The organism is Actinomyces ihuae, from assembly GCF_001457875.1.
GTDB classification, from domain to species: Bacteria; Actinomycetota; Actinomycetes; order Actinomycetales; family Actinomycetaceae; genus Pauljensenia; species Pauljensenia radingae_A.
Genome location: NZ_CZPX01000004.1, coordinates 352,653 through 365,287, shown reverse-complemented (window position 1 = coordinate 365,287; position 12,635 = coordinate 352,653). Strand labels below are relative to the sequence as shown.

The window sequence follows — 12,635 nt, the reverse complement described above, 5'->3', positions numbered from 1 at the left end:
CTCGTGGTGGAGCTAAGGGGATTCGAACCCCTGACCTCTTCCATGCCATGGAAGCGCGCTACCAACTGCGCCATAGCCCCAAATGGGTGTCACCAAAGGCGACCTGTTCACTATAGCGAATCAGGACGCCATCGCACAATTCACACGATGTGCAGGTGATCACGCCCCGATTGCCTGCTCGCTCCACCCCACATTGTGCGCAGCCAGCTGCCAGCCACCGTGCTTGCGATCGGGAACAAGCTCCGACCAGTGGCAATTATCCAAGCCCCGCAAACCGCGGAAAGTGCCCGCATCCAGACCGAGCAGCGTTGTCAAGCCTCGGGAGATCGCCGACCCGTGCGCCACGACAATCAGCACGTCACCCTCGTCCATGCCCTGCGACACGTCGGCAACGCCTGCAGCAAAACGCTCCCCCACCTCGCCGGACGGCTCGATACCCGCACCCGCAGACTCACCGGTAGCGGACCACTGGTCGAAAAACACCGGCATTAAAGAACGGATCTGCTCAATCGTCGCACCCTCAAAACGTCCATACGAGCGCTCGATGAAGCGCTTATCAGCATGAACACCGTCAACCGTCGTCCCGCGCTGACGCAGCGCCGCCGCGACGATCTGGGCAGTTTCAGCCGCCCGCCCCAACGGTGAGCTGGCCACCACCACACGTGCGACGGAATAGGTGGCGGCAGCCGAAATTCCCACACCGGCAGGCGCACTGGTCACGCGCTGAGCAAGCACACCGGCTGCACGCCTGGCCTGCTCGCGACCATACTCATTCAACGGCACATCGGACATGCCCTGGAAACGCCGAGCCACATTGTGGTCGGTCTGTCCGTGACGCATACACACGATACGGGCAGGTGACATGGCACAGTTCCTTGAATCCGACGCCCTTACGCGCCGAGCGCTTCCAGGTCCCGGTCCGCGTCAAGCTCAGTAATCGGCTGGTCAGCCCACAAGGACTCCAATGCGTAATACTCGCGGTCCTCATCGGTCAGGACGTGGATCACAACATCCGCGTAGTCAATCAGAACCCAGCGCCCCTCGGTACGCCCCTCAATGCGCTCGGGGTGAAGACCCAGCCGAGCTGCCAGCTCATCCATGATGTTCTCTGCAATGGCACTGACCTGGCGCGCAGATGAAGCCGAACAGATCATAAAGGCTTCGGACAGCGGCATACGTGCGCGCACGTCAATCATTTTCATGTCGGAGGCAAGTTTGTCAGACGCGGCCTGAGCCGCAACGGCGATAAGTTGGCTTGTGTGACTGCTGACTGTCACAAACACTCCCTACTGTTGGTGAACTCCCCTGACACCTCCAGTGTGCCACGACTACTGCTCGTATGGGTCATCAATCCCAGTTTGTGGCGCAGATGTATCCCGATACAGCCCATACTTCGCGATGTACTGCACCACGCCGTCAGGCACCAGGTACCACACAGGTTTGCCCTGGTTCACGCGATTACGGCAGTCAGTCGACGAGATCGCCATAGCGGGCACCTCAAGCAGGCGAATATTCGAATGCGGCGTCAACGGCTTCTTCAGCTCATGTCCAGGTCGCGTCACGCCGACGAACTGCGCCATCTCAAAGAGCTTGTCGGAATCCCGCCACTCAGCAATACGTTCGAGGGCGTCCGCACCGGTGATGAAGTAATAATCCGCATCTGGATCCTGGTTCTTCAGATCAGTGAGGGTATCGATTGTGTACGTGATCTTTCCACGATCAATGTCCACGCGGGACACTCCGAAACGCGGGTTCGAAGCTGTAGCGATCACCGTCATCAGATAGCGATGCTCAGCCGGAGTGACGCGCCGCCCCTTCTTGAAGGGCTGAACGGCGGTCGGCACGAAGATCACCTCATCGAGGTCGAATTCGCTCATCACTTCAGAAGCTGCCACGAGGTGGCCGTGGTGAATTGGGTCGAATGTTCCGCCCATGATACCTACGCGTCGTCGCTGTGTCACAAAGATCCCCTTTAAGTAAATCCCAGACCGGTGAGTTCACACTAGCCCAAGCCTCGGCTGCGCAGACGCATTCCGGTCACATGTCATGAACGGATATGCCCATCACCCTCGATAATCCACATCGTGCTGGTCAGCTCCTCCAGGCCCATCGGGCCGCGGGCGTGAAGTTTCTGCGTGGAGATCCCGATCTCAGCGCCCAGTCCCAGCTGGCCGCCATCAGTGAAACGAGTCGACGCGTTCACGGCGATCGCCGCAGCATCCACCTCGCGGCTAAAACGGTTCGCCGCAGCCAGCGAACGCGTGCAGATGGCCTCAGTATGTCCGGTCGAATACGTTCTGATGTGCTCGATCGCCTGATCCAGATCATCCACCACGCGCACGGCCAGATCCATCGACAAGTACTCGCGCGCCCAGTCCTCCTCTGTTGCTTCCTCCAGCATCGCCGAGTCAATCGATGGGTCGGATGCGTACTGCAGCGTCTGTGCATCGCCGTGGATGCGCACGCCCGCAGTCGTCAGGCGCAACAAGGCACTGGCCAGGAACTTTTCAGCGACCGCGCGGTGCACCAGCAATGTTTCGGCCGCATTGCACACACCCACGCGCTGAGCCTTCGAGTTGAGGATGATTTTCTCCGCCTGAGCCAGATCGGCATCTTCATGGACGTAGACATGGCAATTGCCCGTGCCCGTCTCAATGACGGGGACGCGTGCCTCTTCCACCACGGTGCGAATCAGTCCGGCACCACCACGCGGGATCAGTACATCAATTCCTCCGCGCGCATGCATCAAGGCGCGTGCACCGGCTCTGCCCCACTGGTCAACGCTCTGGACCGTATCTGGCGGCAGATCCACCGACGTCAACGCATCACGCATGACCTCGATAATGACCTTGTTCGACGCCTCAGCCGCGCTGCCACCGCGCAGCACAATCGCGTTGCCTGATTTGAGCGCCAGGCTGGCGGCGTCGATCGTGACATTTGGGCGAGCTTCATAGATCATGCCGACCACGCCCATCGGGACTCGTACCTGGCGGATCCGCAACCCTGTCTCCGTCATTGCGCCGCGCACAATCGTTCCCACCGGGTCAGCCAGTGATGCCACCTCGCGCACCGCCTCCGCAATGCCGGCCAGACGCTGCGCATTCAATGCAAGACGGTCGACCAACCCCTCATCCATGCCTTCGGCCTGAGCTCTGGCGACGTCCTCAGCGTTAGCCTGGAGGATCTCATCACTGCGATCCTCGATTGCTGCAGCCACCGCTCCCAAGGCGCGATTCTTCTGCTGCGTCGTCACGGTGGACAAGATGCGCGAGGCGCTCCTGGCTGCTTCCAGTACCTGCGAAATGTCAGCTAAACGTTCAGTCATACTCTTATCGTGACATACTTGCCGCTGATGCAAGCGACAGGATCGCCAAATCGTCGCGGTGAATCACTGGGCGAGGGTTATCCCACCCCTGACGACGCAGGTCATCCGCATTCTCGCCACTCATCTGCGCAATTGTGTCAGCATCGTAGGCTGCGATGCCGCGCGCAATCAGCCCGGTCGGTCCCGCCACATCGACAACGTCGCCGCTGCGGAAATTGCCCATCACCGCTGTGATACCTGCAGCCAGCAGCGACTTCTTGCGGTCAGTCAGTGCGCGGACGGCACCCTCGTCAATGACGAGTTCTCCGCACGAGGGGGCGGCGTGCGCAATCCACAGGCGCCTCGAGGCGGGGCGTGACGTCGTCGGCTCGAACCATGTGCCGACCTTACGCCCGGCGAACACCTGATCGAGCTTATCCGCGTTTGTCAGCAACACACCGATACCGGATGCAGCAGCCATCGTTGCGGCCTGCACTTTGGTGACCATGCCGCCCGTGCCCACCGACGATCCCGAACCGCCCACCAGCACCGCCCGCAAATCATCCGTGCGCGTCACGGTCTCTACCAGTTCGGCAGCAGGGTCCGAGGGCGGCGCTGTGTACAGGCCATCCACATCCGTCAGGAGGACCAGCGCATCAGCGGCCACGATCTGGGCCACGTAGGAGGCCAGCCGGTCATTGTCACCGAAACGCACCTCGCGTGTGGCGACGGTGTCATTCTCGTTGATGATCGGGACAACTCCCAGGGACAGGAGGCGCTCCATCGCATCGCGCGCATTCGTGTAGTGCTCACGGTGCATGACATCGTCGGTCGTGAGCAGGATCTGTGCGACGTGACGATGGTGGGACTGAAAAGCGGCCGACCACTGTGCAACCAGGAGACCCTGCCCCATTGCCGCGCACGCCTGGACAGTGGCTAAGTCATGGAGACGCCCGGTAATCCCCAGCGGCGTGCGCCCTGCGGCCACGGCACCGGAGGAAACGATGAGGATTTCATGGTTGTCCCGGCACCACTGCGCGGCCATACCCGCAACCTGGTCAATCCGGTTCAGGTCAAGCCCCCCATCGGGGCGCGTCAACGATGAGGAACCGATCTTCACGACGATGCGTCGCGCACGCGTAACTCCGTTCACGCCCGATCGTCCTCGGTGCTCGGATCCGTCCACACACCCGATTCGCGTTCGGTCCACAGCTCGTCACGGGCCGCAGCTTTCGCGTCCATCGCGGCGCGATACTCCTCACGGCGTTCCCGGTTCGTGCGCCGCTTCAACGCATCGACACGGTTGTCCGTGCCGCGCGATCCAAGCAGTTCTGGCCCAGTCGTCAAGGAGGGCTCCCAGTCGAAGATCACACCACCTTCGAGCGGGCCGATCACAACCGTGTCACCGGCGTTGGCACCGGCCTGTGCGAGCTGATCTTCCACACCGATGGTGGCAAGGCGGTCGGCCAGGTAGCCGATCGCTTCATCGTTGGTGAAGTCGGTTTGCTTGACCCAGCGTTCTGGCTTGTCGCCGCGCACCTGGTAAACGGTGCGTCCTTCAAACTGACACGGCTCAACACTCACCTGGTTTACCTCACCCACAGGGCGTGGACGAATGACCGGTCGGGGTGCCTCGTCGGCTGCGTCCCGAGCTGCCCGGCGCTGTTCTTCAACCAGGGGTGCCAGTGCGAAAGCAAGTTCGCGCAGACCGCGGTGGGTCACGGCAGACACTTCCAGCACCGGCCAGCCAAACTCATCAAGGTCAGGGCGGGCAAATTCGGCCAGGTCCTGCCCATCGGGAATGTCAACCTTGTTGAGCACGATGACGCGCGGGCGTTCCATCAGCGGCACGTACCCGTGAGGCGTCCCCAGGTCGCTCTGGTATTGCGCCAGTTCATTTTCGATCGTCTTGAGGTCGCTGACAGGGTCGCGGTCGTATTCGACTGCGGCTGTGTCGAGGACGTGGACAATCACTGCACAGCGCTCAATGTGGCGCAAGAACTCCAGGCCCAGGCCCTTGCCCTGCGAAGCGCCGGGGATCAGGCCTGGAACGTCCGCCATTGTGAAACGCATACCGCCGGCTTCGACCACTCCCAGATTCGGGATCAGCGTGGTGAACGGGTAGTCAGCGATCTTCGGACGTGCCGCCGACATGGCGGCAATGATCGAGGATTTACCGGCCGACGGGTAGCCCACCAGGGCGACATCGGCAACGGATTTGAGTTCAAGGATGATGTCACGCGTCTCGCCGGGCTCCCCCAGTAAGGCGAATCCGGGCGCTTTACGGGCTTTCGATGCCAGTGCGGCATTGCCCAGGCCGCCGCGGCCTCCCTCGGCAGCGATGAACTGAGAGCCTTCGCCTGTCAGGTCAGCCAGCAGTTCGCCGTCCGCGCTCTTAACGGTCGTGCCGTCTGGGACAGGCAGGATGATGTCGGCTCCGTTTTTCCCCTGCCGGAAGTCTCCCATGCCGGGTGTGCCGTTTTCGGCGCACTGGTGTGGGCTGCGGTGGTAGGCCAGCAGCGTGGTGGTTTGCGGGTCGACCTGCAGAATCACCGAGCCGCCGTTGCCTCCGTCTCCCCCGTCGGGACCTCCCAGCGGCTTGAATTTTTCGCGTTTGACTGACGCGACGCCGTTGCCTCCGTTGCCTCCGGCACAATGAATCAGAACGTGGTCAACAAAATCCGCCATGGTGGTCCTTTAGGTGTAACTGACTGACACAAACAATGATACGCAACAGGAAAAGGGCGTCCGGCTCACGGCCGAACGCCCTTGACGCTGAATGAATCAGGCAGACACGGACTCCACGACGTCGACGACGCGGCGGTCGCGACGCTTTCCGAAGGAAACCGAACCGGGCTTGAGGGCGAAGATGGTGTCATCTTTGCCAATGCCGGTGTTACGTCCGGGATGGAAGTGTGTGCCGCGCTGACGGACAATGATCTCGCCAGCATTGACGAATTCGCCACCGAAACGCTTCACGCCCAGGCGCTGAGCGTTCGAATCGCGACCGTTGCGGGAAGAACCGAGGCCCTTTTTATGTGCCATGTTAGTGGTGCTTTCTCTCTTCGAACGACTAGAAACTCAATCGATCAGTGGGATCGTTCAGGCGATCTCGGTGATCTTGATGACCGACTGCTTCTGCCGGTGACCTTGACGCTTACGGTAGCCAGTCTTGTTCTTGAATTTGACGATGGAGATCTTCGGACCTTTGGTCGCGTCGATGACCTCAGCCTTAACGGAGACCTTTGATAGTCCATCTTTATCAGTGGTGACGGCGTCGCCGTCGACCAGCATCAGTGGCTGGAGTTCAATGCTGGATCCGATTTCATCGGCCAGCTTATCGACGACTACGACGTCTCCGACGGACACCTTTTCTTGTCGGCCGCCGGCCTTGACGATCGCGTAGACCACGTTGGAGCTCATCTCTTTACTCGTACGGAACGAATCAATTGCCTGTGATACTGAGGCGTATCGTCTGGCAATCACTCGCTGGCGCCTTGGTGCGCCGAGGATCAAATTTACCCGAAAACAGGACCCGTGGGCAAGCCGTCAGAGCCGAAATCCAGCTCTCACGGCTGTGCAATTCCACACGGTTAGGACGCTGAAGGCTCAATGACGCCACGCGATGCCACCCGGCGGCGACGTCGTGTAGGTGTGGAGCGTTTCGCGGCATCTGGCAACTGAATATCATCCAGCGAAGTCACCGCGCGATGACGTTCGGGCTGCTCATCGGCCGGTTCGGGCTCCAAAATAGGCTCCGGTGTCGGCTCCGGGGTGGGAGTCACCGGTTCCGGCTCGACCGTCTTTCCGGTCGACACGCGCCGACGTCTCCTCGGCTGAGCGGGCTTGTCCTGTTCACTGGCAGCCTTGGTCTGTTCGGTTTCGGCGGACGCCGCAGGCTGATCGTTTGGACCGCCCTGACCATCCTGACCGCCCTGGCTGTCCTGGCTGTCCTGGCTATCTTCCTGATCTTTTTCGTGTGCGTGGCTCGCTGCCGCCGCGATGGCATTCAGCGCTTCACGCGCACGCTTGGAGCCGGGGCCATCCTCGTTATTCTTCGTCTCTCGCCTGGAGCGGCCCTTCTGCTTGTTGTTGCTGTGCGAGGCAGGATCCGCGCCAGGCGTTTCCACGGGGTGAGTGTGCACGATGAAGCCCTTGCCTTCGCAGGCCTCACACGGTGTGGAGAATGCTTCAACAAGGCCCTCCCCCACGCGCTTACGCGTCATCTGCACCAGACCCAGCGAGGTGATCTCAGTGACCTGGTGGCGAGTGCGGTCACGTCCCAGGCACTCAACCAGGCGGCGCAGGACGAGGTCACGGTTGGATTCAAGCACCATATCGACAAAGTCGATGATGATGATGCCGCCGATGTCACGCAGACGCAGCTGACGCACGATCTCTTCAGCGGCCTCCAGGTTGTTGCGCGTGACGGTTTCTTCCAGCGTGCCGCCGGCACCAATGTACTTGCCGGTGTTGACGTCGATCACCGTCATCGCTTCGGTGCGGTCAATAATCAGCGTGCCGCCGCTGGGCAGCCACACCTTGCGGTCCATGCCCTTGGCCAGCTGTTCATCGACGCGGAACTCAGCGAAGACGTCATTCGTGCCGACCCACTGTTCGACGCGGTCAGACAGTTCAGGCGACAGCTCTTCGACGTATGTGCTGACTGTGTGATACGTGTCCTTGCCCTGAATAATCAGCTGAGCGAAATCTTCGTTGAAGATGTCACGCACGACGCGGACAGCCAGTTCGGGCTCGCCGCGCACCAGCGTCGGGGCCGACTTCGTGTTCTTCTCACGCTTGGTGATGTCGTCCCACTGCTTCGACAGGCGCTCAACATCGGCAACGAGCTGTTCTTCGGACGCACCTTCGGCCGCGGTGCGAACAATAACACCGGCTCCGGCCGGCATGACCTTCTTGAGGACTTTCTTCAGGCGTCCTCGTTCAGATTCTGGCAGCTTGCGGGAAATACCCATCATGGAGCCGTGCGGAATGAAGACGAGGTAGCGTCCGGCCAGCGTGATCTGGCTGGTCAGGCGGGCACCCTTGTGGCCGATCGGGTCTTTGGTGACCTGCACCAGCACCGCGTCACCGGACTTGAGTGCCGATTCAATTCGACGAGGGCGACCTTCCAGGCCCACGGCATCCCAGTTGACCTCACCGGCATACAGTACGGCATTTCGGCCTCGGCCAATATCAATGAACGCAGCTTCCATCGACGGCAAGACGTTCTGGACGCGACCCAGGTAGATGTTGCCGACCATTGTCTGGTGGGTGCGTCGAGCCACGTAATGCTCGACCAGCAGGTCATCTTCGATCACTGCGATCTGATCAAGGCCGTTATGCTGGCGAATGATCATCTTGCGGGTGACTGACTCGCGCCGCGCCAGGAACTCCGATTCGGTGATCGTGTGACGTCGGCGGCCATCGCGGCGACCCTCACGGCGACGCTGTTTCTTCGCCTCCAGGCGAGTTGATCCCTTCAGCGCGGTGACCTGATCGTTGCTGTCAGAGGAATCACCGGACTGCGAGCGTGAACGCCGGCGGCGACGACGGCGTGAAGATCCCTCGGACGATTCTGACTCGGAGGGAGCAGAATCACCGTCCTGCGCAGACGAATCCTGAGAATCTGCGGAATCTGACGTCAAATCTGGCTCTGCCGACTTGCGGGAAGACTTCCTTGAGCGCTGTGATTTCCCGGAGTCCTGCTTGCGGTCCTTCTTACCGGAGTTGCTCTCACCCGAATTGTCGGCATTGTCGTCGGAGCTGCCCTGCGTGCCAGACTTTCCAGACGATGACTTGGAAGAGGAGGACTTGCCTTTCCTGTTCTTACCTTTGCCGTCGTCCTGGGACTGCGAGGAGTCCTTGTCCTTGCCCTTATTCTTTTGACGCGAGCGTGAGCGTCGGGGTGATTCCTCGGACGAGTCCTGCGATGATGTCGAATCGTCCGAGCGGGATGGTGCGGGAGCCGGCTCGGTAAAAGTCGGCGCTTGAAATAGCAGGGAGGCGGCAGGCACGTGTGCTGCCGATCCCTCGTGTTCGGTCGTTGTCACTTTTCTCCAATTTTGGAGGGGATCCACACGCACCATGGATCCACCCGTCGTCGCCCACGTGGGCGGAAGCGTTCAGGCTCGCGCAAAGCACGATAGCGTACACAGCGGAGCAACCGACTTAAGCAGTCGCGGTCGACGCAGTACGCCCGTTACGAGGGTGCTCTCGCAACGGCCTTGGTTACCCCTATTGTGACACAGGCGAAGTGCCAACGGAATAAGAAGCGCTGAGGCGGGTGGCACATCTACCGGTTCAATGCCTGAGCGACGCGGCACATGTGAGTGCCGACTCCACGTCACACGAAATAGGCAACACTCTTGTTTCCTATTCCGTTGCCACCTGGAAGTTTCACCACACCTTGAAAGTGAAGATGAAACAGCGAATCAGCGCAATTTCGGCGATTCTGCCATTAACCACCTGGTCAATGAGTTATCTTCTTGACATGGCGTCATGTCAATCGCGTGGCGCCGTATATCCGTATTTCTATCGACAACAACGATTCCGTCACCGGAAAGGCGAGCATCATGACCCTGCTTCCGGCAGCGTTTGACACGCTGACGCTGGGACGATGGCAGTTCGGTATCACCACGGTGTACCACTTCCTTCAGGTCCCTCTCACAATCGGGCTGTCGCTCCTCGTCGCAATCATGCAGACGAAGTGGCACAGGTCCGGAAACGAAACATGGCTCAAAGCCACACGTTTCTTTGGCAAACTCTTCCTAATCAACTTCGCGCTCGGTGTCGCGACAGGTATCGTCCAGGAATTCCAATTCGGAATGAACTGGTCAGAATATTCCCGCTACGTGGGCGACATCTTCGGTGCACCTCTGGCAGTTGAAGCACTTCTCGCATTCTTCATGGAGTCCACCTTCCTGGGCCTATGGATCTTCGGTTGGGGTCGACTGTCCAAGGGCATGCACCTGGCCAGCATCTGGCTCGTCGCAGCAGGCACCACGATTTCAGCACTGTGGATTCTGGGTGCGAACTCGTGGATGCAGCACCCCACCGGCGCAGTGTTCAACCCTGAAGTGGGCCGCGCTGAACTCGATGGTGCAGGCGGCTTCCTCAAGGTTGTGACCAACCCGGTCCTCCTGTGGGAATTCACCCACGTCCTCACCTCCTCCTGGCTGATTGCCGGCACCCTCGTTGCAGGACTTGGCCTATGGTGGATGACACGCGCAGCCCGCGAAGGCGGTGCTGAAGGCGAAAAGCAGGCTCGCGATATCTGGCGTCCGATTGCACGCTTTGGTCTGGTCGTCGTCATCGTCGGCGGTCTGGGCACCGTCGTGACCGGTCACTTCCAGGGCCAGGAAATGGTCAAGCTGCAGCCCATGAAGATGGCAGTTGCCGAAGGCGTCTGTGTTGACACAGAATCTGCCGCTTTCACCGTGGCGCAGTTCGGTTCCTGCCCTCTCAACGGCGAATCACAGCCCACCAAATTTATCCAGGTCCCCGGTGTCACATCCTTCATGTCGCACAACTCCTTCAGCGCTGAGGTTGAAGGTGTGGCCGACATCCAGGCTCGCCTGGTGGAAACCCTCAATGCCAACGAGCACTTCGTTGCACAGTACGGTGACGCCTCACAGTACGATTTCCGTCCGCCTCAGATGGTGACCTTCTGGACCTTCAGGCTGATGATTGGCTTCGGTATCTTCGCCGCAATCATGGCCGTATGGGGCCTGTGGGCAACGCGCAAGGATCAAATCTCCACCAGCGCCGCGCTGGGCAAGTTCGCCTTGTGGACCATCCCGACGCCGTTCATTGCGGCGTCCCTGGGCTGGATCTTCACTGAAATGGGCCGCCAACCGTGGATCGTGCATCCGAACCTACCAGGCCTGGCCAACGCCGATCCGGTCGGCAACGTCATGCAAATGACATCAGTTGCCGTTTCCACAACGATCCCCCCGATCCAGGTGTTCCTCACCATGGTGATCTTCACGCTGCTGTACGGGGTTCTCGGCGTGGTGTGGTTCCTTCTGCTCAAGCGCTACGCACTTGAAGGCATCTCATCGGCTTCTGAAAAGACAGCTCACGATGACGATGCTGACAACGAAGCAGTCGGCGCACTGTCGTTCGGATACTGAGGAGGTAGACACTGATGCTAAGTATTCTCTGGTTCATCCTCATCGCCGTTCTATGGATCGGCTACCTGGTTCTCGAGGGATTCGACCTCGGTGTTGCAATGCTCCTTCCGTTCGTCTCCAAGAACGACAAGGAACGCACCACAGCACTGAAGACCATCGGACCCCACTGGGATGGCAACGAAGTGTGGCTGCTCACCGCTGGTGGCGCCATGTTCGCCGCATTCCCCGAGTGGTACGCCACAATGTTCTCCGGCATGTACCTCGCACTGTTCGTTGTGCTCGTCCTGCTGATCCTGCGTATCGCCGCTCTTGAGTGGCGCTCGAAGATCGCAACCGAAAAGTGGCGTGCAATGTGGGATCGCTTCCACGTTGTCGCCGGCTACGGTGTTCCGATCCTCATGGGCTGCGCATTCGCCAACCTGGTGCACGGCATGAAGATCGAGGTCGTCACCCGCGCCGGCGAAGTTGTGCCCCCCGAGCAGGTCACGCCTGAAGTTCTGGCGAACGCATCGCACCAGCTGACCGGCGGCTTCTTCTCACTGCTCATGCCGTTCAACCTACTGGGCGGCATCGCAGTGGCAGCAATCTGCTTCTCGCACGCAGCACAGTTCCTGTCCCTCAAGACAGACGGCATCCTGCGTGAGCGTGCCAACGCAATCTCAGGACCCGCCTCCATTGCCGCGACGGCTCTGGCAGCTGTGTGGGTCCTGTGGGGTCAGTTCGCCTACGCAACATCGGCAACATCCGTGTTCGCGTGGATTCCGCTGGTCATCGCCGCCCTGGCGTTGATAGCGGCCGCAGCCTTCTCACAAAAGCAACTGCGTCGCGAAGGCTGGGCATTCATTTGCTCCACCGTCGCCATTGCCGCCGCTGTGGCGTGGATCTTCACGATCATGGCTCCGAACGTCATGAAGTCCTCGATTGCACCGGAATACTCCCTGACAATCGAGCAGGCATCATCGACGACCGGCACACTGACGGTGATGACAATCGTCGCGGTTTGCCTGGTTCCCGTTGTCCTGGCCTACACGGCATGGAGCTACTACACGTTCCGTCGTCGTATCTCGACAAAGGACGTTCACGAAAATGCGGGACTGCTGCCTCAGAAGATTCGCCTGGGCGAAAACTTCCTGGCTGGATAGTTTCGCGCTCGAACGCTGACAAGGGTCACGGTCCCCGGCTCCAACGGAGCCGGG

At 60.2% G+C, this 12,635-nt stretch carries 11 protein-coding genes and 1 tRNA gene; 2 read left to right on the top strand and 10 right to left on the bottom strand.

Annotation, left to right across the window (positions count from 1 at the left end):
- Positions 1 to 4: 4 nt before the first annotated feature.
- The 10 genes from BN3002_RS02840 to BN3002_RS02795 all read right to left on the bottom strand — a co-directional run bounded on the left by BN3002_RS02840 (position 5) and on the right by BN3002_RS02795 (position 9,393).
- Positions 5 to 80: transfer RNA gene (locus BN3002_RS02840), tRNA-Ala, on the bottom strand.
- Positions 81 to 159: 79 nt separating this feature from the next.
- Positions 160 to 864, bottom strand: a complete 705-nt coding sequence (locus BN3002_RS02835; protein WP_058236508.1) for a histidine phosphatase family protein — start codon at positions 862 to 864, stop codon at positions 160 to 162.
- A gap of 26 nt (positions 865 to 890) precedes the next feature.
- Complete coding sequence (rsfS, locus tag BN3002_RS02830; RefSeq protein ID WP_058236874.1) at positions 891 to 1,277, bottom strand: ribosome silencing factor; 387 nt, start codon at positions 1,275 to 1,277, stop codon at positions 891 to 893.
- 51 nt (positions 1,278 to 1,328) lie between these two features.
- Positions 1,329 to 1,961: a nicotinate-nucleotide adenylyltransferase gene (gene nadD, locus BN3002_RS02825; RefSeq protein WP_227469192.1), complete on the bottom strand. Its 633-nt coding sequence runs from the start codon at positions 1,959 to 1,961 to the stop codon at positions 1,329 to 1,331.
- 83 nt (positions 1,962 to 2,044) lie between these two features.
- Entirely contained in the window at positions 2,045 to 3,325 is a 1,281-nt protein-coding gene (locus BN3002_RS02820) for a glutamate-5-semialdehyde dehydrogenase (protein WP_058236506.1), read from the bottom strand.
- A 4-nt stretch (positions 3,326 to 3,329) separates the two neighbouring features.
- Complete coding sequence (gene proB / locus BN3002_RS02815) at positions 3,330 to 4,457, bottom strand: glutamate 5-kinase (RefSeq protein ID WP_058236505.1); 1,128 nt, start codon at positions 4,455 to 4,457, stop codon at positions 3,330 to 3,332.
- The gene (gene obgE, locus BN3002_RS02810) at positions 4,454 to 5,992 is read right to left on the bottom strand and encodes a GTPase ObgE (protein WP_058236504.1); all 1,539 of its coding nucleotides are present in this window, start codon (positions 5,990 to 5,992) and stop codon (positions 4,454 to 4,456) included. The genes proB and obgE overlap by 4 nt, the downstream gene beginning before the upstream one ends.
- A gap of 96 nt (positions 5,993 to 6,088) precedes the next feature.
- Positions 6,089 to 6,349: a 50S ribosomal protein L27 gene (rpmA, locus tag BN3002_RS02805; RefSeq protein WP_058236503.1), complete on the bottom strand. Its 261-nt coding sequence runs from the start codon at positions 6,347 to 6,349 to the stop codon at positions 6,089 to 6,091.
- A gap of 57 nt (positions 6,350 to 6,406) precedes the next feature.
- Positions 6,407 to 6,727: a 50S ribosomal protein L21 gene (rplU, locus tag BN3002_RS02800; protein ID WP_058236873.1), complete on the bottom strand. Its 321-nt coding sequence runs from the start codon at positions 6,725 to 6,727 to the stop codon at positions 6,407 to 6,409.
- Between the two features lie 170 nt (positions 6,728 to 6,897).
- Positions 6,898 to 9,393 (bottom strand): Rne/Rng family ribonuclease, encoded by a 2,496-nt coding sequence (locus tag BN3002_RS02795; protein ID WP_082628503.1) that lies wholly within the window; start codon positions 9,391 to 9,393, stop codon positions 6,898 to 6,900.
- Between the two features lie 486 nt (positions 9,394 to 9,879).
- Between BN3002_RS02795 and BN3002_RS02790 the strand changes: the two genes are divergently transcribed.
- Both BN3002_RS02790 and cydB read left to right on the top strand, forming a co-directional pair.
- On the top strand, positions 9,880 to 11,439 hold the full coding sequence (locus BN3002_RS02790) for a cytochrome ubiquinol oxidase subunit I (protein ID WP_058236872.1): 1,560 nt from the start codon (positions 9,880 to 9,882) through the stop codon (positions 11,437 to 11,439).
- Between the two features lie 11 nt (positions 11,440 to 11,450).
- Positions 11,451 to 12,581 carry a cytochrome d ubiquinol oxidase subunit II gene (gene cydB / locus BN3002_RS02785; protein ID WP_058236501.1) on the top strand — a complete coding sequence of 377 codons (1,131 nt, stop codon included), beginning with the start codon at positions 11,451 to 11,453 and terminating at the stop codon, positions 12,579 to 12,581.
- Positions 12,582 to 12,635 lie beyond the last annotated feature (54 nt).